Raw genomic sequence first — 25,200 nt, forward strand, 5'->3', positions numbered from 1 at the left:
GAGCATTGTTGTGCTCGGTTTGAGACTGTATGTGGGGGAAAAATATGAATTTCGATCCGGATGTATGGGTTCAGTTTGTAAAGGACCATTGGGTTGTAGTAGCTATCGCTATCGTTGCTATATTTGTCGTTATGAAATTAGTCAAAACCGTGCTCAAATGGGTGCTGGTTGCCGCCATTATCATCGGGATTGTAACTTACGGAGGCTACAGCATTAAAGATCTGGGCGAGATCGGCACAAAAGTGACCGACGAATTGAAGGATCAAGCAATCAAGGCGATGGCTAGGGAAGCTAAAGATGCGAAGTACGTCAACAACGAAGATGGCTCTTATACGATTAAGTCAACGAACCTGGAGCTTGACGGAGTACCCAATTCCGGGGAAGTAACCGTTAAGCTTAGAGGGATATCCTTAGGCACTTGGAAGATGGAAGGCGCGGTGCGCGATTTTGTCGTTCAGTCGCGAGCTTCGGCTAAATAAGTCAGATGAGCGGCGACGGATGGACGATTTTCGATGCCAATTGGGTAACATGGATTTTGTTGGCGGTAGTGGCGTTTTCTTTGTATCAGGGAATCCGGCGAGGGGCTTCGGGCTCGGTTAAACAGCTGTTGTTTTTTCTAGTTAGCGCGATCGTGTCCGTAATCGTGATAATCCTGTCTGCAGTAGCTGCTTCTTCGGTATCCCCCTATCTTAAGGATTGGCTTATTGAACGAGATTTAGTGCGCCCTAAGGCGGACGCTTCTTTCTTCGCCCAATTCGGCTATACCGCGTTGTCAGGACTGCGCGATTTGCCGTTACTCCGATTTTCTGCCTTGTTTCTCGTGTTCCATACGATCGTTCGGCTTTTAACGGGGCTTGCGACGAGGCTAGTCGCTTCTGTCATCTCGTTTCCGTTTTCCATCGTACCGACAGGGGGAACGGTCAGCCGGTCGATCGGCGGCGTAATCGGCGCAGCGCTAGGAACAGGCAGGGCATTGCTGTTTACGGCGGTACTCTTCGCGTATTGCGCATTATTTCCGCAAGGGCCTTTCACTGATTATATCGGACAATCCGGTTTGTACAGGGAGGTTGCCGCGCAAGTTATACGACCGGCAACCGGAAAACTTTTCGAGGAGAAATTGCCTGTTTTCGCGCAAGCGATGACGAGCGAGTTGGATCAGTTATGGCAGAAACGCTATGACGTTATCGACGCGGACCTTCCTGCTAATATCGTGCAGGCTGCAGCATCGGTAACTGAAGGCAAGCCCGATGATGAAGCGAAAGCACGCGCGCTGTATGATTGGATAGGCAGCAGAATCTCGTATGATAACGACAAGGTCGTTGCTTATGAGGAAAAGGGAGATTGGCGGGAGCAGAACCCGGAGCAAACTTTCGCAACCCGCAAAGGAGTATGCATCGATTATGCCCGCCTGTATGCGGCGATGGCCCGGTCCGTCAATTTGGATGTAAGGGTCGTTACCGGACTAGGTTATGATGGTCGCGGCGGGTATGGTCCTCACGCTTGGAACGAAGTTTATTTGACGAAGCAGCAGAAGTGGATTCCACTCGATTCGACATGGGCAAAGACGGGGAATTGGTTTGACTCCCCCGGATTTAGCGATACGCATATACGGCAAGGAGGATTAACGGGGTGAGCAATAACTTAACGGAAGAAGCCCAGAAACGAGAATTAAGAAACCGGAGGCATTTCAGCTTCCGACTCAACGTCTTTTTCTTTTTCACTTTTTTCATATTTTCCTTATTGATCGTAAGGCTTGCCTATCTGCAATTCGTCGAAGGTGATTCTCTGAGGGCTAAGGAACATGAAATTGGCTCCAAGCAAGTCTCAGTGCCCCCGATCCGAGGTAATATTTACGATTCGAACGGAACTCCGATCGCATATTCCGTCTCTACGCAATCGTTGTATTATACATTGGACATGAAAATGAAGGAGGCAGATGGGAAAGCGTTAGCGGCAAGCATGGTCGAAATATTCGATAAGTATGGTGCCAAGAACGCCAAGAAGCTTACGGCGCAAGACGTATTCGATGATATGGACCTTAACGGCAGCGTCCATTACTCATACCAGCCGCGTAGGATCAAATCCGGGCTTACCAAAGAAGAAGTCGCTTATTTCTCCGAACATCGTGATCAGTTCAAAGGCATTGATGTCGTCGAGGAGAGCATTCGGCAATATAGTCAAGACAAAGTCGCCGTACAACTTGTTGGCTACATGAAAAAGCTGAGCGGGGCAAGCAAGTTGGAGAAGTACAAGGATATCAATAATGAGCAAACGGATAGCACGCTTAAATATATTTCCACGGAAGAGGTCGGAGTCGACGGTCTCGAGCTCATGTACCAAGACGAGCTGAGAGGACGCAATGGCGTAAAGGAATATCCAGTAAATAACCAGAGCGAGATTATCGGTCCGATGAAGTTGACGAAGCCGATTAAGGGCGAAAATTTATATTTGACCATCAATAAAGATATTCAAATAGTCGCACAACAGGCGATTATGGATCAGCTTCAGTTGATCCGCACGTCACCGAGTAAACAATTTGAAAATACGAAAGCAACGACGGGCTACGCCGTAGCGATGGAGGTCGATACCGGGAAAGTGGTAGCGATGGCAAGCATGCCCGATTACGATCCAAGCGTCTGGCAGGGCGGTATAAGCACGAAGGACTTGGAACAAATCCAATTTTTCCAGTATAACGGTGCGATTAAGGAAGTGTATCCTCCTTACCCTGATGACAAAGAACGGAAAAATCACCCATCCTCGCTAGTCTATCTAGGTTCGACGCAGAAACCGTTGTCTGTTTTGGTTGGCTTGAACGAAAAGCTGTTCAACACCCACACAATGTTTAATGACATTGGGTACTTCGAATTCGGTAAAGAAGGCCATAAAGTAAGGGTTAGCAATGCCAGCAACGCGGTAAACGGACCACTTAATGCTACGTCGGCAATTGCGAAATCTTCGAATGCGTTCATGTCCGCAATGGTCGGCAATGAACTTTATCGCAAGTATAAAGGGAACGTAGAAGGGGTAGACGTCTGGGATAACTACATGAAGCAATTCGGTCTTGGAGTAACGACGGGAAGCGGATTGCCGAGCGAATCGGCCGGTGTGGTGGATTATTACCACGAGGCCGAGAAGGCGAGCACTCAATCAGCTCTTATTCGGGCCGCATGGGGACAACAAGGAAGATATACGGCGTTGCAGCTTGCGCAATATGCAGCGACGCTCGCCAGTCACGGTAAGAGGATGAGACCGCAATTCGTTGACGTAATCAAGGATGTTAACGACAACGTGACACAGCCATACCAGGCTGAAGTGCTGAATACCGTCGATTTCCCGGATTCTTATTGGAATGCGATCGAAGCAGGGATGGCGCAAGTTAAAGTAACAGGCTTCGAAGGCGTTCAGTACACCTTTCTTCGTAAAACCGGAACGTCTCAGCAGGATGTCGGCAACCGTCCCCGGGTTGAGAATGCCGTATTTATCGCCTATGCTCCGGCAAAAAATCCTAAACTCGCTGTAGCCGTAGTCGTTCCTGATGGCGGATACGGCGGTTGGGGAGCGGCACCGATCGCCCGGAAAATTTTCGATGCCTACGATGAGAAAGTCGGACTGACGGGAACTCCCCGGAAACCTGCAGCACCTGTAACAAATAATACAAATATGACGACTTTGCAAAACCAATAATGGAGCATATGAACAAACCGCCTTTGTTTTGAAGGCGGTTTTGATTTATGATCCGAAGTTAATTTTAATTCCCGTGTCAAAATGTGATAGAATGACGTTGAAATAGGGTAGGGATGACGGCAGCAGGGAGTGAGTTGAACAATTGGCTTATCAGATGGGGAAATATCGACTATTAGCTTTGGATTTGGATGGTACGTTATTAAACGAACAAAGTGAAATTAGCGAAATGAATGCGAAATGGGTAAAACATGCCATTGAGGCTGGAGTTACGGTGTGCGTATCTACAGGACGCGGGTTTCCGAGCGCCCTTCCTTTTGCAGAGCAGCTCGGTTTGGATACTCCGATGATTACGGTCAACGGAGGAGAAATCTGGACGAAGCCCCATGCTTTGCATCAACGCACTTTGCTTGATTCAGACAAAATCATGAAGCTGCATGCGCTTGCTGAGCGTTACGATGTCTGGTTCTGGGCGTATACGACAGAGGACATTTATAACAAGGAACGTTGGGTCGGAGATACGATCGCTCGTAATTGGCTAAAATTCGGGTATTATACCGAGGATGCACCGATTCTTAGCGCTATACTCAATGAGATCCAAACTTGGGAGGGGCTTGAGCTAAGCAATTCTTCCCCCCACAATATCGAAATCAATGCGCAAGGCGTTTCCAAAGCGTCAGCGCTGATGGAAGTGTGCCGTATGCGCGGCTACGACATGTCCGAAGTTGTTGCGGTGGGCGATAGCATGAACGATATCGCGGCTATCAGAGCTTCAGGGCTAGGCGTGGCAATGGGCAACGCGCAGGATGAAGTGAAGTTAGCCGCGAATGTAATAACGGGAAGCAATCAGAAGAACGGCGTAGCTGAGGTCATCCAAAACTATGTGCTGAGGGCGTGATTTTCTAATGGACATATTGGGATGGCTGATCATCGCGGCTCTATTCGCGCTGGGGATGGCTGGAGCAATTTTCCCGATTTTGCCTGGAGCATTAGCCATATATGCGGCATTTTTCGTGTATGGGTGGATTTTCACGTTCGAGCCTTTCGGCTTTTGGTTTTGGAGCTTTCAGACGATTATCGTCGTTGTGCTCTTCGTAGCGGACTATTTGGTTAACGCTTGGGGAGTCAAGAAATACGGAGGCTCTCGGGCATCCGTCATTGGAAGTACGATCGGTATTATCATAGGTCCGTTCGTCATTCCGGCTTTCGGTCTCATTATCGGGCCCCTTGCGGGAGCCGTGATCGGGGAGTTGCTGCACGGTTCGTCGATGAATCGCGCGTTAAAAGTAGCTTGGGGCGCTTTGGTCGGGTTGTTTAGCAGCATGATCGTCAAAATCATTTTACAGGCGGCAATGATCGTAATCTTCGTTATCTGGCTCATTGCCGATTAACGCTTAGGAGAGATGGACAATGGTAAGAGTTACCGTATGGAACGAATACAAGCATGAGCAGATTCACGAGGAAGTCCGCAGCGTATATCCGAACGGCATTCACGCAGTAATCGCGGCGGGCTTGGAGGCTGAGGGACAAGGCTTTGCGGTTCGTACGGCAACCCAGCCGGAGCCGGAACATGGGTTGACGCAAGAAGTGCTCGACAACACGGACGTGCTAATCTGGTGGGGACATATGGCCCATGATGAAGTGGACGATCATATCGTCAATCGCGTACACGAACGCGTGTTGAACGGCATGGGATTAGTTGTATTGCATTCCGGACATTTTTCGAAAATCTTCAAGAAGCTGATGGGAACCGGATGCGATCTGAAATGGCGCGAAGCGAATGAAAAGGAGCGTATCTGGACCGTAGATCCTTCTCACCCGATCGCGGAAGGCATTCCCGAATTTTTCGAGCTTAAGCCGGAGGAAATGTATGGCGAGCACTTCGACATTCCCGCTCCGGACGAGCTCATCTTCGTCAGCTGGTTCGAAGGCGGGGAAGTATTTCGCAGCGGCTGCACCTTCCGTCGGGGGCAAAGCAAAATTTTCTACTTCCGTCCAGGACATGAAACGTATCCGACTTACTATCATCCGATTGTTCGCCGCGTCATCTCTAACGGCGTGAAGTGGGCAGCTCCATCAGGCGTGGCACGACCTGTTCGTGGTAACCACCAGCCGCTCGAAACCATTAACTAATAAAGAGGTTCCCTTGAAAAAAGACACGTTACTCAAAGGCACGCTAATTCTCGCAGCCGCCGCTCTCGTCGCCCGAGCGCTTGGCATTTTCCAGCGGGTGCCGTTAGATTATCTAATGGGCGAGGTCGGAAATGGTTACTTTGCCGTGGCGAATAACTTATATCTGCTACTGCTCGTTGTCGCAACGGCCGGCATTCCAAGCGCGATCAGCAAAATGGTGTCCGAGCGCTACGCGCTTGGACGAGTCGATGAGGCCAGGCAAGTGTATCGGGCTGCACTGTTGTTCGGTGCAATAGCAGGTTTGGTTATTACACTGGGAATGTGGTTTCTAGCACCAGTAATTGCAGGTCCAATATTGAACGAACCCGATGCCGCTGCAGCTATTCAGGCGATAGCGCCGTCTCTGTTATTATTCCCGATCATCGCAATGATGAGGGGCTACTTCCAGGGGCGGCAATTTATGACTGCTGGTGGAGTATCGCAGATTATCGAGCAGATCTTGCGCGTATTCGCTGCTGTTGCGATTGCGTATGCAGTTTACTTATCGAATCCGCTCAATAATAAAGGAATGGCGTCCGGAGCGGCGCTAGGAAGCGTATTTGGCAGCATTGGGGCATTCGTGGTCATGCTATATTACGCTCGTAAACTGAAGGCTAGAGATAAATTCGAACCAAAGCTGAAACGGGATACATCAAGAACTCTCGGTTTACGTACGATATATCGTGAGCTGTTCCAATTTTCCATTCCGATTGTTATGACCGCCATTACCGTTCAATTGCTTTATACACTGGATACTACAATGGTTAAGTCCCTCACGAGAGGATATTTTGAACCGGAGACCATTAATCATTGGTGGGCGGTTCTTGGTATGAATGCTCAATCCATCGCGGGTATTCCGGTTATCCTTGCAGTCGCTCTTAGCCAGTCGATTATCCCTGTAATCTCATCCGCTCATGCTACGGGAGATCGTGAGAGGGTCGGCCGTCAAGCCTCTTTAGCAGTAAGGATCGCTTTGTACAGTGCCATGCCTATCGTGTTATTGCTGGGTATTGGGGCCTACAGCGTTAACGGCTTAATTTTCGAAAATGCGAAAGGCAGTGCGATTGTTGCGATGTTGACGTTAGGAACATTGTTCCAAGTCGGGATGATGGTCACGAACTCGATTCTGCTTGGAATCGGCGAGCCGAAGAAAGCGACGATGCATGCTGTTACCGGCGTCCTTATCAAGATTGTTCTCAGTTTCTTGTTGGCCCCTTTCTTCGGAGTGTATGGAATCGTAGGTGCAACAACGGTTTGTTTTATATGGGCATTGTCCTTTAATATCCTTAGCTTAAAAAAACGGTCGCAATTCAAACTAATCGGAAACCGTTGGTCGGCATTTCTAACGACAACAGTTGTCGTAGCGGCAGCGCTTGCTTTTGTCGAATGGGCAGTACTTGCAATATGTAATGGACTCCCGCACAAATTAGCGTTTTTCCTCTCTTGCTCGGTAATGGGAGGTGTTTTGTTGGTGCTTTATCCTTTTCTGCTCGTTTTCTTGCGAGTCGTATCAGCGGAGGAGATCGCCACTTATCCTCGCCCAGTCCGTCGCCTTCTGGCACCGTTCATGAAACTTCGTTCGAGGAGCACCGCAGTTTGAAGCTTGTTCTGTCCAAGCAAATGTTCGTGCGTCATGTCGATGACACGGGGCAGCTTAATCGTTTTCAAATAGTTCAACGCTTCCAAGCTCCCGAACCAATCCTTTTCCTTAGCCGGAATGATTGGTTTATCCGGCCAGGCATCGGAAAGCGAGGGGCTCAGCCAACCAGAGCACAATAACCGGCCGGCGGCCAGGTCCGACTTCTCGGGCTTGCCGCCGGCTTCTGTTTTGCTCTCAGACGTAAACCGATGAGGCCAATAGTCCGCCCTCGATCCGGTATGGGCAACTTGCGCCGCGAATGCGGCGGCCTTATGAAGCACGGTAGGGTAGCCAAACAGCATTCCGTACAACCCTTTGCCGAATTCGATCCTCTCTTGCACATTCTCGAAATTTTCCAATACTCTCCCAGCTAAACGCATGGGCATGCTTCGGCTCGCCTTAGCAGCCCGCCACAAAGGAAATATTATTTGGTTCAGTTGCATCAAAGGTTGGCTTCGAAAGGCCAAGGAAGAAAAAACGTCCCGCCGATAACGATCATCTTCAACGACGCGGGATTGAATGAAGCTCTGCTCGTTGATAATTAGCGCCTCCGTAAGCGGGACGGGATTGCCATCTTGCCAGAAATTGTTCCAGAAAGGGGGCATGAACGAGGAAACGCCAAATTCTGGGAGCAAGTATGTTAGATTACGGCCTGAGCGTTTACTCTCGGCATAAAGTCTTAACTGCGGATAAGCATCTCCGAAAATAAGCGAGTTGCAAGCCTCCAACATATCGAAGATAGAGGCGACTAAATGATCGCTGAGCAGATGGGAAAGCCACTGTCCCTTAAGGTCGGTCATGCTCCATCCGCCGTTCCGCGACACAAGGTGCGCGAGTAAAGCCCAATGAAGCTCGGGGTGAGCTTTGAAAATATCCCAATAAGCCATCGTCCGCGTGATGTTATTCTTGTTCAACTTTACTGTCTCATTCCGTATATCGGTGCACAATTGTACTTCTGCATGAAGGGAATGCCCGTTAAAGCTATGGTCGGAGCTTATGGACGTTTCGAATAAGCTTGTTAATTGCCGTGGGAGCTTTTCATCAAGGGGAAGAGGTGTGTGCCGACGGGTTAGACGGTAGGAGTGCCAAAGGCCATTGATTTTGCCCGCTGCACCGGATATAAGCTGCCATGGCATATTGAATATGTTGGGCAAGCCCGCGCCCGAGCTTTTTTCAGCCTTATTTTCCACGTCATGATTGCTCCTTCGCAAGAAACTCGGAGTATTATTATGCGCTTGTTCGGGTCCGGATATCGTTGGTTACAATGAATTTGCAAGAGGGTATAATAGCTGTAATAGCTAACGATTGGGGTGCGCATTATGCGAAAGATCACAGAAGAATCTGCTTTCCGCGAGCAAATAGGAGAGGACCGTCTAACGGTCGCCATATTCAAAACAACCTGGTGCAAGGACTGCCATTATATCGAGCCTTTTATCGCCGACGTAGAAACCGCGTATGCAGACCGGTTAACGATGGTAGTGATAGATCGCGACGATATGGCTGAATTATGCAGCGAGCTGAATATCCTCGGTATTCCAAGCTTTATCGCTTTCCGCAAGGGGAAAGAGCTAGTCAGATTCGTAAGCAAGCTGCGCAAAACGCGCGAAGAAATCGAACAATTTCTCGATCGGGCGGTTGAGGTTTCTCGTGCCCTTAATGTAGAGAGAATTTAGTTTTAGGACATTGATACTGTATGACTTAACGACCTCTGGAGCGCCCTCCGGTGCGACCTCTCGTGCGACCTCCGGTGCGATCTTCGATGCGATTACAGACGCGGTCGCCCCAAAAGTAGCCCCATCCCAAGTTTTGTGTAGCCGCTTTCTGTACCTCGGAACGTTCTGGGGTGGCTTTATTTTGCAGACTTGTCCTCAATTTGTTAATACCTCCTTGTTAAAGATGATTCAGTTTATGAAAAATTGTCGCTCACGGTAAGAGACAAGCGTAGGAACCCTCGCAAAAAAGGCGTTTAAGTGTTTAGCACGAGTTTGTCACATTCTTTTGGCATGAAGAAGCTGTTCACAGTTTGATCATGGAATTGCAGGTTAGCGTCCGGTATAATGGGAAATGGCTCCTTGCGCCTACTTTCACAAGAAATCGGGGATGGGCATGACCTCACAAAGATATCGTATTTTGACTCTACTTACGTGCATCGGCATGTTTCTCGTGCTGATTGCGGGCGTTCTCGTAACGAACACGGATTCCGGTCGGGGCTGCGGCACGGACTGGCCATTATGCAACGGCAAATTCGTACCTGCTTACACGGTTGAATCCATGGTTGAATATACTCATCGGGCATTAAGCGGACTTGTCGGCCTATTGGTCGGAGCGACTTTTCTCGTTACGCGCTTCTGGAAGCCTGCCCGTCGCAAGGAAAATGTCCTCTACGCAGGCGGAGCGTTGCTTTTCACAGTCATGCAAGCGGTTCTTGGGGCGATGGCCGTCGTATGGGAGCAATCTTCGATCGTGCTCGCTCTTCACTTCGGCATTTCCTTATTCGCATTCACGTGTACTTGGCTGTTATATACACTTGTTAAAGGGCAATCGGCGGATGTGAAACAGCAAACGACGGGTTCAGCTATTCCGAAGGTCGTATTCCGCAGTATTGTCGCCGTACTCGTTTACTGTTATGGAGTTGTTTATTTAGGGGCATACATCCGTCATACAAGCTCAGGCGGCGCATGCGAAGGGTGGCCGTTGTGCAACGGCGAAATCGTGCCCGAACTAACCGGTTCGACAGCAATCGCGTTCGCGCACCGGTTTGCGGCGTTGTTGCTGTTGGTATTGGTCGCTATTCTTGTACTGTATGTCAAGAGGGCGGCAGGCAAGTCTTCCGAATTAGCCTCGATCGGCAATAAGGCCCTAGTTCTGGTTTGCCTTCAAGTGCTCAGCGGCGGGCTGCTCTCCGTTACTCTAAGCAATGAAGATGTTTATATTTTTACGGGATTATTGCATACGGTCATTATTTCGGCGCTTTTCAGCATGTTGGTTTTGCTCGCGATTCGAGCGCGGCGGTTGACTCGCTAGCAGCTATTCGGAGGTTTGGATATGATTTTTCAATCTTTAAGGCCCTTTATCGAAGCATTGCGCCAGAATAATGAGTTAGCAATCATAGAAGCGCCCGTAGATCCCGTGCTCGAGATCGCGGAAATACACCGTCGAGTCATAGACCGGGAAGGGCCTGCTTTACTGTTCACTAACGTGAAGGGAAGTCCTTTTCCCGTCGTCACCAATCTATTCGGGACTAGCAGGCGGGTAGATTTAGCATTCGGGCCAAGACCGGAGAAGTTGGTTAATCGGCTTATCGGCGCGATGGATACTCTTGTTCCTCCAACGTTGCCAGCATTGTGGCGGGAGAAGGATATGCTGTTCGATCTCGTTAAGGTCGGCATGCGCAACGTTTCTAAAGAGCACGCACCGATATTGCAAGCCTCGAGGACGGAACGTCCTTTGGCAGGTTTACCGGCGTTAACATGCTGGCAAGAGGACGGCGGACCGTTCGTTACGCTTCCGCTTGTGTACACGGAGCATCCCCTGCACGCGAAGCAGCACAATCTAGGTATGTACCGCATGCAGGTGTACGATGATTCGACAACCGGCATGCACTGGCAAATCCACAAAGGCGGCGGATTCCACTATCACGAGGCTGAGTTGCGCAACGAAGCTTTGCCTGTGTCCGTATTTCTAGGCGGACCGCCGGCGTTGATCGCTTCCGCGATCGCCCCGGTACCGGAGAACGTTCCGGAGCTGTTGTTAGCTTCGTTCATCATGGGCGGCAAATTACCGATGGCAGACAATCCGTTGGGCGGGCATCGGATACCGGCGGAAGCGGAGTTCGCGATCGTCGGCAAAGTTCCGCCGCATGAACGGAGACCGGAAGGACCTTTCGGCGATCATTTCGGGTACTATTCGCTAACGCATGACTTTCCTGTACTAAAGGTTAATCATATGTGGCATCGCAAGGATGCCATTTATCCGGCAACGATCGTGGGCAAACCAAAGCAAGAGGATTATTACTTAGGCGAGTTTCTTCAACGTCTGCTTTCGCCGGCATTCCCGATCGTAATGTCTGGCGTTCGCAGCCTATGGACCTATGCAGAGACGGGATTTCACCCTTTGGCTGCTGCTGTCGTTCGGGAAAGCTATTCCCGCGAAGCGCTTGGAACGGCGTTCCGGATTCTTGGCGAAGGCCAGTTGACGCTGACGAAGTTCTTGATTCTCACGGATCGTCCGATGGATTTAGCGAACTTCCCATTGCTTCTGGAAACAGTGTTGGAGCGGTTTGATCCGCAGCGTGATTTATTCGTTTTCGATAATACGTCCCACGATACGCTGGATTACACGGGGCCGCGCCTCAACCACGGCAGCAAAGCGGTGCTCATGGGTGTAGGAGAGCCCGTACGCCAACTTCCAGCCGAGTATGAGGGCGGAGACATACCCGGCATTAACCGCGTTAAGCCTTACTGCCGCGGCTGCCTAGTAGCTGAAGGGGCGAGTTACGCCGAGGATCCGCAGCTAGGAGCTAGATTGGCTGAACGCCTCTCAGCGGAGGGCTGTCCATGGCCGCTCATTGTACTCGCTGACGATGTCTATATTTCGGATGCTCAAACGCCGTTTCTATGGACGACGTTCACGCGCTTTAATCCGGCTGCGGACTTATATGCGGCAAGCGATGCGGGCAGGCATCATATCGGATACAGGCTGCCGATCGTTATCGACGCACGAATGAAACCAGGTTATCCGGATGAATTATTCCCGCGCGAAGATATTGTAGAGCTTGTTGATCGGCGCTGGAAGGAGTATTTTCAGACAGCGAATTGGATCGGTTAGAAATTGGAGGCGGCAGGCGTATAACCGTTATCGGTTGAGCGCGCCGTCTCTTTTGCGTTACAATGGAGGAATGATGTCGCGTACAGGCACGTGAGTGGAGGAAATAGTGTTGCTAAGAATGTTATTCGGAGAACAGCAGAGAGAGTGGTCGGGAGAGTCCCTTGACACGGTGCAATCGATAGAACATTTCATTTTGCTTTGTTCCGAAATCGCCGAGCGTTTGCCAAAGCAATCATCCCGATATTATACGTTGGCTATATGGGCGGAAGGGCTGCTTCGCTCAATGGATGAGTTGGAACAAAGCTGTTATGCGGCCAAACGTTATGCCGGTCAAATTAACCACACACTAGTGGACGAATTGTCCGCCGAGGAACGCCTCAGCTATAACCGTCACGTATATTACGATAAGAATGCTTATATTCGCGTATTCGCGACTCTCGACAAACTGGGCACGCTCCTTAACCAAGTATTCAACTTGCGGACGGAACGAATGAAAGCTCAATTTTCCTATTTCACGGTAATTCGGAACATGAGGGAGCATCAGTTGCACCTAGAGCTAATGAAGCCGCTAAACGAGCTTAAGGAGCGTCATCAGGAAGCCCTTAATCGGCTTCGGGACCGAAGAAACCTGGAAATTCACCAGATGAATGCCGAATTGCAGGATGACCTGAATCAGAGCTTGGCTAATCATAGCGAACGCAGAACGCTTGAGAATCTATTATCCAATATGGCCGACTTGGACCAAAGCTGGGATATGGTTCAGGTCTCGCTTGGCCACTCCTTCCGCTTAGCATGCAAGTGGTTGCGACGGCTGACTGACTGAATGAATGACGGGGATGGAGGGGAAAACGCGTGAGCTTAAGGCTGCTAGGCAGAATTGCGCTTATTACGGGAAGTGCCAAAGGATTAGGGCGCCGGACCGCATTAGAGCTGGCTTCTTCCGGCTGTGATCTGGCAATAAATTATGTATCCAGCCGGGAAGAGGCTGAGAAACTTGTTCAAGATATCGAATTAATGGGACGAAAGGCTTGCGCCATACAAGCGGATATCGCTAAAGCGGATGATGCCGAGCGGCTCGTCTCCGAAGTAGAGGAGCGGTTGGGCGGCATAGACATTCTCGTAAATAATGCGGGCCCGTTCATTCGGGAACGACGCCTGTTCGCGGATTATAAACCGGAAGATATTCATTATTTGATGAACGGCAACCTCGTCGGAACGATGCTTATGGATCACCGGGTTTTGCCGGGAATGAGAAGCAGGCAATGGGGCAGGCTCATCCATTTCGGTTTCGGACATGCTTCGGAAGCGAGGTCGTGGCCGCATCGGGCGGTATACGCCGCGGCCAAGGTAGGCCTGGTCTCCTTTACGAAGACGCTTGCGGTTGAAGAGGCCGCTAACGGCATTACAGTGAATATGATCTGTCCGGGAGATATACGTGGCGGTAACAAAGAGAAAAGCATCATGGATGTAGCGGGCATAATAGATGATGAATCGCCTCGAGGACGCCCTGGTACGGGCGAGGACGTAGCGAGAATGATCGCGTTCCTATGCTTGCCGGAATCCGATTTCATTACCGGCAATACGATCGACGTGTCCGGGGGATTAGATCCCATCCGCACGCATTTGAAGAGATGACAAAAGGCCCCGCCGCTAGGGCAGGACCTCCATCGCTTCTTGCTTAAGAAGTAAAATCAGAACACTTGCATAACTTCTTGAATGCCTTCGACCTCTTCCAACAACGCGCGCTCGATACCCGCTTTAAGCGTGATCGTGGAGCTTGGGCAGCTACCGCATGCGCCCATTAGGCGAAGCTTGACGATGCCGTCTTCAACATCGACGAGTTCAACGTCTCCCCCGTCGCGTTGCAGGAACGGACGTAACTTATCGAGTACGTCGAGAACTTCGTCATACTGTGTGCTTGGAGCATTTGCACTCATGATCATCCACTCCTTTCAACTTCTATTATAGTACAAATAATCAGGTTTTCAAACAGACGCTTGTTAGCAATTCGCTTAAAGAAAGGAAAGGGACTAATGCATATCGTGGAGTTCTGTGTAAGTAATATGCATCATGGAACGGATCGGGTAATGAAAAAGCTAGAAGAGCTTCCACACATTGAAGTCATTGAATACGGCTGCTTAGGCAACTGCGGAGAATGCTTCCTGTCTCCATACGCGTTAGTTAACGGAGAAAGCGTCGTTGCCGAAACAGCTGACGAGCTGTATGATTTGGTTCTAGCCGAGATAGCAAGTCAAGAAACTAACAAATCCGCTCTAGACAAGCTGTTGGACGATCTTTAACCGAAATGCCGCTTGCTCCTCCAGAGAACGCCGCTCTTGAGCATTCGGGGTATCCGGCCGAGCAGAGGGGTGCCTCCCATAATTCCGAATCCGGATTTTTTGCCTAAAGAACCAAGCACTCCCTTAAGTTTAATGCGGGATAGCTTTGGTTCTTTGTTGTCCCAACGGGCCCGAATGACTTCGGCGACCTGTTTGCCTTGGGCACCCGCAAGCTGCGCGCTTGGAGAGAAGGGCTGGCTGGAGCAATCGCCGATCACATAGACCTGGGGAGCATCGGGCAACTCGTGCCACTCATTGACGATCAGCCGCCCTTGTTGGTCCTTAGGCAGCGTCATGCGCTGGACTAGCTCGACAGGCTGTATTCCCGCTGTCCATACGGTTGTATCCGTGAAAATGGGCTCATCCCCATTATGAATAATGCCCTGCTCCAATGAGGTGATGCATATATGCGAACGCATCTCCACATCGTGAAGGCGAAACCATGAAGCGACGTACTCTTGCAGTTTATTGGGAAAAGCAGACATGACGCTGTTGCCTCGGTCGAGTATGCGAATGTTAATGTCGGCCCGGCTTTCCCGCAATTCCGAGGCGATTTCCACGCCGCTTAAGCCGCCGCCCACAATCGTTAATTGTCCGTATGGGCGGATATCATTAATTTGCTGGTAAGTGCGCCTAGTCGCGGACAGCGATTGAATGCTGCAGGAGTAGTCAGAAGCTCCGGCAATACCATGATAATTGTCCGTACAGCCTAGAGCAATAACTAGGGAGTCGTAGGAAATCGGTTCCTGATTCGTAATATGAACGACCTTAAGGTCCAGATCGAGATCGGTTACTTCCCCAAACACCATTTTTAGTTGCGGATGAATCGGGTAATGAACCCTGATATCCAGATCCGACACCGTTCCTGCCGCCAAAGCATAGTATTCCGTCTTAAGTCCTTGATAAGGCATGCGATCAACGAGAAATAATTGGGCATCTTTCGGCAAGTGCTCCAGCAGCTCTTGGACGACCATTAATCCGCCATAACCGCCGCCCAGTATGACGACCTTGCTCATGTTACGATCTCCTTTATATAGGATAGTCTTAGTATGACACAGAAGAGCCCCCGTCTACCCGACGGGGAACCCTGAATTACTCGTATATTTTCATTTCATTGTAGAAAGTATCGCGTTCCACCGGAATACGTCCAGCGCCTTTAATTAACCAAACCAGGTCTTCTCGGGTAATGCCTTCTGGAGTTAATGCACCCGCCGCATGGCTGATCTTCTCGCGTACGATCGTTCCGTGAGCGTCGGAAGCTCCCATTGTAAGCGCTACCTGAGTCAACTGCGTCCCAATATTAATGAAATAAGCTTTAATGTGTTGAATATTATCGAGCATGAGACGGCTGATCGCAATGGCTTTCAGATCGTCATAAGCGGAATTTCGGCGTCGAATGCTTGCTTTAGGGCTGATCGGCTGCATAGACAGGGGAATAAACACTTGAAATCCATTCGTCTCGTCTTGAAGCTCCCGGATATGAAGCATATGCTGCACGCGCTCTTCTAAAGATTCTACGGAACCATAGAGCATAGTGGTGTGCGTGCGTAAGCCGAGTTGATGAGCGATTCGATGAACGTCCAAATATTGCTCGATGTTCGCTTTTTCCACCCGCATTTTTTTGCGATACTGATCGGACAAAATTTCGGCACCGCCGCCTGTTAAAGTTTCCAAACCGGCTTCTATAAGGCGCTCAAGAACTTCTTTGTAGGATAAACCGGAAATACGGGAGAAGAAATCGATCTCGGCCGCCGTGTAAGCTTTCATCGTGACGTTTGGATATTTTTGCTTCAGTGCCCTTATGGATTCTACGTAATATTCAAACGGAACGTTGGCATTGTGTCCGCCGACGATATGGAATTCACGAACGCCGGGATGAATATGTTGTTCGACGTAAGCAATCATTTCCTCCGGCGTTAACGTATAGGAACCTTCTTCCCCTTCATCCTTGCGGAAATTGCAGAACGCGCAATGCGCTTCGCAAACATTGGTGAAATAGAGGCTCATGTTTTCGATGAAATAAACCTTTTTGCCGTTTTTCTTTAAATTTACCTCGTTGGCCAATTGGCCGATCGTCAATAAGTCATCAGAACGATAGAGAAAGATTCCATCTTCTAAAGATAGCCTTTCGCCGTTTCTGACTTTATCAGCGATTTCCGCCATTTGCCGATCGGGGTGCGTCGTAACGAGTGTCATGACATGCGCCTCCTGTAACCTATGATCTGTAAAATGATGAAGAGTGAAGATGCAAGAAAGGTTTGTGAAAAAAATAACTTACCAATTCTGCACGTAAATCAAGGTTGAACAACTGTAAATATTATAAACCTCATCATAACTTGCGGCAACTGGAAATAGAAAACGTATAAAGGTTGGCAAAATCGGGAATGAACTTGAATAATAAACATTTTTTGGTTATGTTAATAATAATAACGAATGAGGCGGTGTTTTCAACTGAAACCGGAGATTTTGCCACTCAGTGAATTGGAGAAGCTGGACGAGGCTGAGAAGATCCAGACGTTGCAGCAATATCGGGCTGCGTATACGATCAAAGATTTAAGCCAAGCATGGAGCTTATCCAATCCGATCCAATACTATATGTGGCTCAAGAAACAGCGGATTTACGAGCAGATTGTGCGTCGGGCTGACAAGTTCGAACCTCATAAGGAATGGAAACGACTGCAGGATACGGAGGGGCGCGAAGTAGAGAGGGTAAGAGTGCGCGGCCTATCGGCGGATCAGTTCCGGTACATGCTGGATACGGATTCGTCGGGACCGGAGCTAGCCCTTGTATTTCGCCGGTTAGCCGAATTTCTGCAAAATGAGAAAGGACAATTTCGCTGCCGCATCGAGCTTAAAGCGATTGCCGGGCAAATGGCGGGCGATACATCTCTTGAGGCATGAGGCTCTCTAAGGTATACTAAAGAGAGATCAGGCATAGGGAGGGAACCGGTATGGTGAACATTAGCGAGTCGGCCGGCGACAAAATTCTAGAAATGCTGGCTGCGGAAGAAATACCGAATTTGTTTCTGCGTATTGGAGTCCAAGAAGGCGGATGCAGCGGTTTTTCATATGGCATGGGATTTGACGACGAGAAGCACGATGGCGATAAGGAAATGGACATTCGCGGCGTGAAGGTCGTCGTTGACGGTGACAGCATGAAATATTTGAACGGCCTTGAAATCGATTGGAAAGATTCCGCCATGGGCGGAGGCTTTACGATCAACAATCCTAACGCTACCGCAACTTGCGGGTGCGGCAGCAGCTTTAGAACGGCAACAGAGGCGGGTAACCCGGCTGCTGAGCCTTGTTAATTGCCCATTAGGCGAATTCAATGCCGATTACGATTTCCAATCTCCCGGAGCTGTGTATGATTTCAATACACAACCGGGAGATTTTTATTTTTACGGATAGAAAGAAGGAGCCTTTGCAGGCTCCTCTTTGACGGTGGTTGATTGTTGAGTCTCTCCAAATATCACACTTCGCGTTGTTGGAATAACTTGGGCGCGCTAGTTCACTCTCCAGTTACACTGAATCGTTAGCAGGCGCGAGCTTATCAGAGATACTCTGCGGCACAACCCCTCGCTTCCTGTGGCTAAGTGATTAGATAAGTTCCTCTTGCAGTCCTTGCACCATAGGGTCCAATGGAACCACACCTCTCTCCACACCGTCTGAATTAGATTGCGATAAATTCCTAAAAAATATTCAATTTTATTTGGTCCCGTAAGTCAAGGTAACCGTCGATCCATCCTTATCTTCCTCGTTCTTCGCAATTCCGACCAGAAAGCTATGGGTGTCATTGCCGCCCATCAGCGTAATGTTCGAATCCTCTGAAAACTCCGAAAGTTCGAACCCTTGCTCCTTAAAGGTTTTACGATAGAAATCTCCAACTTCCTTCGCGCTCTGCTTTACGTTAAAAATAACGATATAACCTTCTCCATCCGTCGTACTCGTTTTCATCGTGTTAACAATTTGGGCACCATCTGGAATGGCTGCCTCTTTCGGGAAATCTTCGGGAAGCTCGGATGTGCCCGTCTGTATTTTAACCGTTCCGCCTTCTCCATCCGATCCTTTGAATTCAACGGTACCGTCTTTCTCATTCGTTTTGATTTTCATTTCTCCGTTTTCCGATTTTACCGTAATGTCTCCTTTGTCTCTTGCAATCGCATCTCTCCCGTCGGCCGTTTTTAACGTTCCAGAGCTGCAACCATCCAGTAAAGCCGCAAGCAGCGACCCGGCGGCTATGAGCACGATCGCCTTACTCCAAGTTTTTCCGCGCATACAAGCATCCTCCTCGGATTTTTTTCCATTAAATAAAGTTATGCATCACTTCAAACAATGATGATAGTGCAGGATTTTGTTGAAAACTGTCGAATATCCATTTTCGGAAACATTAATTTACTAAAATATTCCACGGAGGCTTGTATAAGTATGACTCAGCTTGCAGAGAGTTCGGAACCGGTTGCCACATGGCAATCCTGGATGAGGTCTAAGAAAGGGATAACGATTATAGTTAGCTCGATCATTGCATTAGCGATAGTTGCGGGAGGAATTTGGTTCTATTTATCGACTAAACCCGAGAAGCTGTATTATCCGAGCGGCGAGTTGTTATATATGGGGGAACTGAAGGACCGCGTTCAGTCCGGTCAGGGCATTTCTTATAGTAAAGACGGGAAAGTCATCTACGATGGACATTGGATCAACGGTTTATACGACGGTACAGGTACTCTGTACGATAATCAGGGCGCTATACAATTCAAGGGGGAATTTCATAACGGAATCCCTTGGAACGGCGCAGGGATCGTGACCGCATCCGATGGTTCCAAGTACGAGGGATCAATTAAGGACGGGAAGAAAAATGGTGCCGGCAAAAGCTATGATAAGAGCAACCGGGTTATCTATGATGGGAACTGGGCTGACGACCAATATGACGGGGAAGGAACATTGCACAAATCGGACGGGAGCACTGATTTCAGCGGAACCTGGAAGAAAGGCCAGCGCTGGGAAGGGACTTCGGGGGCTATCCGTTACGAACACGGCGATATCGTCAATCTGAAACCGGTGCAAGTAGGCGGGAAGTGGGGATATGTCGCACTGGATGGGACATGGGTCATTAATCCTCAGTTCGAGGATGCGAGGGAGTTCAGCGAAGGTTTGGCTGCCATCGCCATTGGTTCTCCCGAAAATAGCCAATGGGGTATGTAGACTATTCCGGCAAAATCGTGATCAATCCGCAATTTTATTACGCTTATGATTTCAAGGATGGATTAGCGAGGGTGACGGAGGAAACGGACATTGAATACGAGAGCCTATATGGTTTTATCGATAAAACGGGCAAATACGTCATCAACCCGCAGTTCGAGAACGCGGATGATTTCACCGAGGATCTTGCTGCCGTTGGAATCGGACATTACCCGGATACCAAATACGGGTTTATCAATCGGCAAGGTAAAGTCGTCATTAACCCGCAATTTGATTCCGCATATCATTTCGAAGACGGTTTGGCTGTCGCAGCTTTGCAAGACGACGAAGATCGCTACAAGTGGGGGTTCATAGACACGAAAGGAAAATGGATTATTAATCCGACTTATAGTTATGTGTATCCGTTTAAGGAAGATTTGGCCGCGGTCGGCGTGGAACGCGCAAACGATAAAAATTTTGCGTGGGATTGGGGCTTTATCGATAGGAAAGGAAAAGCGGTGATCCCCTTGCAATTCGGTTCAGCTTCAAGCTTCAGCGGTGGGTTAGCCGCCGTAAGTATCCAAGATAAGTACGGTTATATCGATAAAACCGGTCAAATAAAAATCAATCCGCAATTCGAATTCGCGTCGACTTTCGTGGACGGAATAGCTTTGGCGACAATCACCAAGAAAAATGACAAGCAATGGGTATACGGATATATTGGCACAGATGGGAAATGGATGATCGACCCGCAGTTTACTTACGCCAACGACTTTGATAAGGGGACGGCAATTGTGTCGATTAGCGGAGGCAATATGGGACTTATCGATACGAAGGGGACCTATGTCACCAATCCTGGATTTTCGGAAATGGCCCGAGCTCAGGATGGAATCATTGCAGTCGGGAAAACAACGAAAAGCTCTACTGTTTTATTCGGCTATATGAACGATCATGGAGAGACTTTGGTCGAACCGCAATTCGATTTGGTGCATGAGTTGGAATATTACGAAGAAGATGGCGATTATTGATAGTAAGTCGTAAGTCGTAGCCGATATTTCCGGGGATATGGTCGAATAATCGCGATATTATGCAAAATAGAGGCGAATTGCCGGGGGGCATCCATCCAAGAACCTGTCCGTAATGCAGAGTATGTATAAGTATACCCTGAGGAAAGGAGCCCCGGATGGATGGATGCTACAAGAAGTCGGCAGTTGGCGAGCAAATGGCTGAAGACCAACGCATTGCTTTCCGATCCATACATTGCACGGCATATCCCGTCTTCGCGGTTATTTAGTGCGGCGAATTTACGCATGATGATTTCGAGATTTGGGATGGTTATCCTGAAGCCTGTTCGCGGAGCAGGGGGAATCGGAGTCATGAAGGTGGAGAGGCATGGGATTGGATTCAAACTTTCACATAAAAAGCATAGAAGAACCTTTTCCAGCTTCACTCGATTGATGTCTGCCTTAAACAGAACTTGCAGGAGACGCTCCTATTTGATTCAAAGAGGCATTCATCTCGCTACTATTGGGGGAAGACCGATCGACTACCGGGTCAAATACGTGAAAGAAAACGGTCGGTGGACTTATCGAGCGATGGTTGGCCGGATGGCGAGGCGCGGATTGTTCGTCACGAATCTCTGCCGCGGCGGTTCGCAGATGACAGCTGCTCATGGAATTCGAAGATCTTTGTCTAAGCGGCTTGTCGGATTGAAGAAACGGGAGATGCGACAATTGACGAAAGCTTCAACAGGGCTGCTGGAGAGCCGTTATCCCGGTATTGGCCAATTGGGATACGATTATGGAATCGACCGAAACGGACATATTTGGATGCTGGAGGTCAACACTCGACCGCAATAACTCGGTTCATCTGACAATATTTTCTATTAAATCCTTTAATCGAATTTTTTGCGGTTATGAAACGTTTTTATGAAATAGATTGAAATAAATCTGTGCATAACTTCATCCACAATTCTCACATTACCGACAGGGGTCTACAACCCTTTTTCAACAAGTTGCTCACATGTTACCCACACCCTATTGTGGATATCGGAATGCTTGTCCATGAAGTCGGGAGCATGCTATGATGCCTTCACAATCTTCCTCAAATTAAGGAAAGGGTGTGGGCAATGTTGCCTCTGCTGCCCGATGAACTGTTGTTGGATGCTTACCGAAGCGCGCTCCGTTTGCAATTGGATAGGGATTTTGTACACATGCTTAGATCGGAAATCAGGCGAAGAAAGCTTTCCGTTCCGGAAGAACGGGTATTCTAAACATGCCAAGCCGTAACTTCTACAGTGAATGGGAGATGACAGGCCGTACAGCGGACGGCATGCTGGCAGACGGAATCGTTCAGGATCAGAGCAGATTCTTCGACAGTGTTAAACAACGTGGGTTCATAGGGAGAGTAGGGACCGCTCCAATCGCTCCAACGACCTTCGTCTTCGGCTGCGGAACCGCACTGCGGACAAGAAACCTCTAGGAGGCTCAAAGCATTGCAGACAGGACAAATCAAAAGGGCAACCTCCTTAGGCGCCGGATTCATTCCGGTATAACCCAAGGTAGGATGCCCTTTTGTTCATCATTATAAAGTCAGTCTAGCTATAAATCGTTATAACTTCATGTTGCTGCTATGGCCTGGGGATAACTTGGCGTCCGGGTCCACATATACTTTGGCGTTGTTGATTGCTGTCGGAGCTTCTCCGAAGCCTACGGCAATAAGCTTGAGTTTGCCGGGATAGGTTGTAATGTCTCCAGCGGCGAAAATTCCGGGGATGTTCGTTTCCATGCGGGAATCGACGTTAATCGATCCGCCTTCGATGTTAAGCCCCCATTCGGCGATCGGGCCGAGCGTGCTGACGAAACCGAAGTTAATAATAACGGCATCGACTTCATAATCGGAAGTCTCGCCGGATTTAACGTCCGTAAGCGTCACCTGTTTGATGGATCCTTCTCCATGCAAGCCAGTGATCTCCGTCGGCGTTATGACCTTCACTTTGGATTTCATGAGTAACTCGACGCTATGCTCATGCGCCCTGAACTTATCGCGGCGATGTACGAGCATCACCTCTTCTGCGATAGGTTCCAACATGAGTGCCCAATCCAGCGCCGAGTCTCCGCCACCGCTAATGAGAACCTTCTGGCCGCGATAACGTTCCAGGTCGCTGACAAAATAGTGTAGATTGCTTTTCTCATACTGCGCCGCTTCCGGTAATTCTAACCGACGAGGTTCGAATGCGCCGACGCCGGCTGTAATAATAACGGCCCGTGCATGGTGAACGCGCTTATCGGTAACAATTTCAAAGAGGCGTTCTTCGAGCTTGCTCACCTTGACTACTTTTTCTTCCAAGTACAAACGGGAATGAAAATGGTCCATTTGACTTTTTAAGTTGTTGACGAGCTCCTGCGCGGTTACTTTAGGAAACCCGGCTACATCATAAATATATTTCTCGGGGTAAAGTGCAGCGAGTTGACCGCCGAGCTGAGGCATACTTTCGATAAGACTAACCGACATTTGCCGCATGCCGCCGTAGAAGGCTGCGAACATGCCAGTGGGGCCTCCGCCAATGATGGTCACATCCACGGCAGATTCAATGCTCTGATTCAAAAGGGTGACACCTCCGTTAATTATGCCGAAACTTGGGACAACTTAACGTTTTAATTATAATCTTGCGAATGGGGCATGAAAAGGATTTTGTAGAGATGTCCAAATATATTCGTGAAAATGGACCTTGAAAATTGTTGGAAAAGCCGATATGATCTACTTGTAGAGTTCCGTTAAAGCGACTTAACGAAGAACATTGTGTAATTTTTCACAAACTAAACACACATAAGGATTGGATGGGATCACCAATGAGCAGTATACCGAAAATTGTTATCCTTGGAGCAGGTTATGGGGGCGTTTTGACCTCGCTTCGACTGCAAAAGGAATTAAACTATAATGAAGCGGATGTAACGTTGGTCAACAAACACGACTACCATTACATCACGACCCACCTGCACATGCCTGCAGCGGGTACGGATAATCCGGAAAACGCGCGAGTTAACATCTCCAAGCTGATCGATGAATTCAAAATCGATTTCGTCAAATCGACCGTTGTCCAAATTCGTCCTCAAGATCGCAAGGTCATTCTGGAAGACGGAACTTTATCTTACGATTATCTGATCGTCGGCCTAGGCGGCGAGCCTGAAACCTTCGGTATCCCCGGACTGGGCGAACATGCCATGAACATTCGCAGCATTAATTCCGTTCGCTTGATTCGCGAGCATATCGAGTATCAATTCGCACGCTTCAAGCGCGAGCCTCACCGGACGGATTTCTTGACATTCATCGTCGGCGGCGCTGGATTTACCGGTATTGAATTTATCGGCGAACTTGCGGACCGTATTCCGGAATTGTGCAAACAGTTCGACGTAGACACTTCGCTCGTGAAAATCATTAACATCGAAGCGGCTCCGACGGCATTGCCGGGCTTTGACCCTGAGCTTGTAGAATACGCGATGCAAGTGCTGCAAAAGAAAGGCGTTACATTCCGTATTGGCACAGCCATCAAGGAATGCACGCCGGACGGCGTAGTAGTTGGCGAAGGCGAAGAAATCAAATCGCAAACCGTTATTTGGACCGGCGGCGTTCGCGGTAACCGTCTGATCGAGGAAGCCGGATTCGAAACGATGAGAGGCCGCGTGAAAGTCGATGAGTTCTTGCGCGCTCCCGGCCACGAGAACATCTATATTCTGGGAGACAACTCTCTGGTATTTAATCCGGAAGGTCGCCCGTATCCGCCGACAGCTCAAATGGCTATGCAACAAGGCGTTAACTGCGCGCACAATTTAGTTGCATCTATCCGTAATCAACCGTTGAAAACTTACACCTACGTTAGCAAAGGTACAGTTGCATCGCTTGGCAAAGGCGAAGCTATCGGCGTTGCTTTCGGCAAGAAGTACAAAGGTCGTTTAGCCGCATGGCTCAAGAAAGCGATCGATCTGCGTTATTTGTTCATCATCGGCGGAATCCCGCTTGTGCTGCGTAAAGGCAAATTCCTGTAATGCGACACTGCAGCGTGCAAGTGCGGGGCCTGTTAACGAGAGACGAACTGGACCGTTACAACGCGCTGATGGAAGTGGGCTCTTATCTAGAGTCGCAGAGCCGGTACGATCTTGTAGCGGTCGTGCAGGCGGAAGTGGATTTGCTCATTCAACCCGCGATAGAACGGCTGAAAGAAAAAGGCCGCGCGCGAGACCGGATGACGCAGGAATATTTGGAAGAGAAACGCCGCGCGGAGTGGGAAGCCCAGATGCGCGATTTGAACGAAGAGGATTAAGGATTATAACCGATCCCGGTTGCTGGGGTCGGTTTTTTTGTGGT

Annotated in this window: 28 protein-coding genes; 21 read left to right on the top strand and 7 right to left on the bottom strand. The window is 49.1% G+C overall.

Translation table 11 applies throughout. The annotated features are described in order from the left end of the window. The first annotated feature begins 44 nt into the window (after positions 1-44). The 7 genes from K7P76_RS19200 to K7P76_RS19230 all read left to right on the top strand — a co-directional run bounded on the left by K7P76_RS19200 (position 45) and on the right by K7P76_RS19230 (position 7,453). The gene (locus tag K7P76_RS19200; RefSeq protein WP_232186917.1) at positions 45-479 is read left to right on the top strand and encodes a hypothetical protein; all 435 of its coding nucleotides are present in this window, start codon (positions 45-47) and stop codon (positions 477-479) included. A 5-nt stretch (positions 480-484) separates the two neighbouring features. Then, positions 485-1,633, top strand: a complete 1,149-nt coding sequence (locus K7P76_RS19205) for a transglutaminase domain-containing protein (protein ID WP_232186918.1) — start codon at positions 485-487, stop codon at positions 1,631-1,633. Next, the gene (locus tag K7P76_RS19210; RefSeq protein WP_232186919.1) at positions 1,630-3,684 is read left to right on the top strand and encodes a peptidoglycan D,D-transpeptidase FtsI family protein; all 2,055 of its coding nucleotides are present in this window, start codon (positions 1,630-1,632) and stop codon (positions 3,682-3,684) included. The genes K7P76_RS19205 and K7P76_RS19210 overlap by 4 nt, the downstream gene beginning before the upstream one ends. 142 nt (positions 3,685-3,826) lie before the next feature. Then, entirely contained in the window at positions 3,827-4,579 is a 753-nt protein-coding gene (locus tag K7P76_RS19215; protein ID WP_309244778.1) for a Cof-type HAD-IIB family hydrolase, read from the top strand. 7 nt (positions 4,580-4,586) lie between these two features. After that, positions 4,587-5,072, top strand: coding sequence for a DUF456 domain-containing protein (locus K7P76_RS19220; RefSeq protein WP_232186920.1), 486 nt, complete (start codon positions 4,587-4,589; stop codon positions 5,070-5,072). A 19-nt stretch (positions 5,073-5,091) separates the two neighbouring features. Then, positions 5,092-5,814, top strand: coding sequence for a ThuA domain-containing protein (locus K7P76_RS19225; protein ID WP_232186921.1), 723 nt, complete (start codon positions 5,092-5,094; stop codon positions 5,812-5,814). A 13-nt stretch (positions 5,815-5,827) separates the two neighbouring features. Then, the gene (locus K7P76_RS19230; RefSeq protein WP_232186922.1) at positions 5,828-7,453 is read left to right on the top strand and encodes a putative polysaccharide biosynthesis protein; all 1,626 of its coding nucleotides are present in this window, start codon (positions 5,828-5,830) and stop codon (positions 7,451-7,453) included. Here the strand turns inward: K7P76_RS19230 and K7P76_RS19235 are convergent. Continuing rightward, complete coding sequence (locus K7P76_RS19235) at positions 7,384-8,682, bottom strand: DUF2515 family protein (protein ID WP_232186923.1); 1,299 nt, start codon at positions 8,680-8,682, stop codon at positions 7,384-7,386. The two genes, K7P76_RS19230 and K7P76_RS19235, sit on opposite strands and share 70 nt — an antisense overlap. 129 nt (positions 8,683-8,811) lie before the next feature. Here K7P76_RS19235 and K7P76_RS19240 point away from each other — a divergent pair, with 129 nt between their 5' ends. From K7P76_RS19240 to K7P76_RS19260, 5 genes are all read left to right on the top strand, one after another. Next, positions 8,812-9,165: a thioredoxin family protein gene (locus K7P76_RS19240; protein WP_232186924.1), complete on the top strand. Its 354-nt coding sequence runs from the start codon at positions 8,812-8,814 to the stop codon at positions 9,163-9,165. A 433-nt stretch (positions 9,166-9,598) separates the two neighbouring features. Further along, complete coding sequence (locus K7P76_RS19245) at positions 9,599-10,516, top strand: COX15/CtaA family protein (RefSeq protein ID WP_232186925.1); 918 nt, start codon at positions 9,599-9,601, stop codon at positions 10,514-10,516. Positions 10,517-10,537: 21 nt separating this feature from the next. Next, positions 10,538-12,319, top strand: coding sequence for a UbiD family decarboxylase (locus tag K7P76_RS19250; RefSeq protein ID WP_232186926.1), 1,782 nt, complete (start codon positions 10,538-10,540; stop codon positions 12,317-12,319). Between the two features lie 106 nt (positions 12,320-12,425). Continuing rightward, the gene (locus K7P76_RS19255; RefSeq protein WP_232186927.1) at positions 12,426-13,142 is read left to right on the top strand and encodes a Cthe_2314 family HEPN domain-containing protein; all 717 of its coding nucleotides are present in this window, start codon (positions 12,426-12,428) and stop codon (positions 13,140-13,142) included. A 29-nt stretch (positions 13,143-13,171) separates the two neighbouring features. Next, positions 13,172-13,954, top strand: coding sequence for an SDR family oxidoreductase (locus tag K7P76_RS19260; protein WP_373692434.1), 783 nt, complete (start codon positions 13,172-13,174; stop codon positions 13,952-13,954). Between the two features lie 56 nt (positions 13,955-14,010). Here the strand turns inward: K7P76_RS19260 and K7P76_RS19265 are convergent, their stop codons facing one another. Further along, the gene (locus tag K7P76_RS19265) at positions 14,011-14,256 is read right to left on the bottom strand and encodes a NifU family protein (protein WP_232186928.1); all 246 of its coding nucleotides are present in this window, start codon (positions 14,254-14,256) and stop codon (positions 14,011-14,013) included. 96 nt (positions 14,257-14,352) lie between these two features. Here K7P76_RS19265 and K7P76_RS19270 point away from each other — a divergent pair, with 96 nt between their 5' ends. After that, positions 14,353-14,619, top strand: a complete 267-nt coding sequence (locus K7P76_RS19270; RefSeq protein WP_232186929.1) for a YuzB family protein — start codon at positions 14,353-14,355, stop codon at positions 14,617-14,619. On the opposite strand, the gene K7P76_RS19275 is transcribed toward K7P76_RS19270, so the two are convergent. Together K7P76_RS19275 and mqnE are read right to left on the bottom strand one after the other, a co-directional pair. Beyond that, positions 14,616-15,674 (bottom strand): NAD(P)/FAD-dependent oxidoreductase, encoded by a 1,059-nt coding sequence (locus tag K7P76_RS19275; protein WP_232186930.1) that lies wholly within the window; start codon positions 15,672-15,674, stop codon positions 14,616-14,618. The two genes, K7P76_RS19270 and K7P76_RS19275, sit on opposite strands and share 4 nt — an antisense overlap. A gap of 76 nt (positions 15,675-15,750) precedes the next feature. After that, positions 15,751-16,854 carry an aminofutalosine synthase MqnE gene (gene mqnE, locus K7P76_RS19280; protein ID WP_232186931.1) on the bottom strand — a complete coding sequence of 368 codons (1,104 nt, stop codon included), beginning with the start codon at positions 16,852-16,854 and terminating at the stop codon, positions 15,751-15,753. A 270-nt stretch (positions 16,855-17,124) separates the two neighbouring features. Between mqnE and K7P76_RS19285 the strand changes: the two genes are divergently transcribed. Continuing rightward, positions 17,125-17,559 (top strand): hypothetical protein, encoded by a 435-nt coding sequence (locus K7P76_RS19285; protein WP_232186932.1) that lies wholly within the window; start codon positions 17,125-17,127, stop codon positions 17,557-17,559. 50 nt (positions 17,560-17,609) lie between these two features. Next, on the top strand, positions 17,610-17,969 hold the full coding sequence (locus tag K7P76_RS19290; RefSeq protein ID WP_232186933.1) for a HesB/IscA family protein: 360 nt from the start codon (positions 17,610-17,612) through the stop codon (positions 17,967-17,969). A gap of 397 nt (positions 17,970-18,366) precedes the next feature. Here the strand turns inward: K7P76_RS19290 and K7P76_RS19295 are convergent, their stop codons facing one another. Then, positions 18,367-18,936 (bottom strand): hypothetical protein, encoded by a 570-nt coding sequence (locus tag K7P76_RS19295; protein ID WP_232186934.1) that lies wholly within the window; start codon positions 18,934-18,936, stop codon positions 18,367-18,369. Positions 18,937-19,086: 150 nt separating this feature from the next. Between K7P76_RS19295 and K7P76_RS19300 the strand changes: the two genes are divergently transcribed. From K7P76_RS19300 to sda, 4 genes are all read left to right on the top strand, one after another. Beyond that, positions 19,087-19,860 (top strand): WG repeat-containing protein, encoded by a 774-nt coding sequence (locus tag K7P76_RS19300; RefSeq protein ID WP_232186935.1) that lies wholly within the window; start codon positions 19,087-19,089, stop codon positions 19,858-19,860. Beyond that, positions 19,848-20,864 (top strand): WG repeat-containing protein, encoded by a 1,017-nt coding sequence (locus K7P76_RS19305; RefSeq protein WP_232186936.1) that lies wholly within the window; start codon positions 19,848-19,850, stop codon positions 20,862-20,864. The genes K7P76_RS19300 and K7P76_RS19305 overlap by 13 nt, the downstream gene beginning before the upstream one ends. Before the next feature lie 159 nt (positions 20,865-21,023). Further along, a complete protein-coding gene (locus K7P76_RS19310; protein ID WP_232186937.1) occupies positions 21,024-21,695 on the top strand; it encodes a YheC/YheD family protein in 672 nt (223 codons plus the stop codon). Between the two features lie 269 nt (positions 21,696-21,964). Continuing rightward, positions 21,965-22,108 carry a sporulation histidine kinase inhibitor Sda gene (sda, locus tag K7P76_RS19315; protein WP_232186938.1) on the top strand — a complete coding sequence of 48 codons (144 nt, stop codon included), beginning with the start codon at positions 21,965-21,967 and terminating at the stop codon, positions 22,106-22,108. On the opposite strand, the gene K7P76_RS19320 is transcribed toward sda, so the two are convergent. Further along, a complete protein-coding gene (locus K7P76_RS19320; protein WP_232186939.1) occupies positions 22,105-22,350 on the bottom strand; it encodes a hypothetical protein in 246 nt (81 codons plus the stop codon). The genes sda and K7P76_RS19320 overlap by 4 nt on opposite strands. 96 nt (positions 22,351-22,446) lie before the next feature. After that, positions 22,447-23,442 (bottom strand): NAD(P)/FAD-dependent oxidoreductase, encoded by a 996-nt coding sequence (locus tag K7P76_RS19325; protein WP_255678635.1) that lies wholly within the window; start codon positions 23,440-23,442, stop codon positions 22,447-22,449. A gap of 245 nt (positions 23,443-23,687) precedes the next feature. Between K7P76_RS19325 and K7P76_RS19330 the strand changes: the two genes are divergently transcribed. Continuing rightward, entirely contained in the window at positions 23,688-24,881 is a 1,194-nt protein-coding gene (locus K7P76_RS19330; protein WP_232186940.1) for an NAD(P)/FAD-dependent oxidoreductase, read from the top strand. Beyond that, positions 24,881-25,156, top strand: a complete 276-nt coding sequence (locus K7P76_RS19335) for a hypothetical protein (protein WP_232186941.1) — start codon at positions 24,881-24,883, stop codon at positions 25,154-25,156. The genes K7P76_RS19330 and K7P76_RS19335 overlap by 1 nt, the downstream gene beginning before the upstream one ends. Positions 25,157-25,200: the final 44 nt, after the last annotated feature.

Origin of the sequence: Cohnella silvisoli (assembly GCF_021190915.1) — a bacterium.
Lineage (GTDB): Bacteria > Bacillota > Bacilli > Paenibacillales > Paenibacillaceae > Cohnella > Cohnella silvisoli.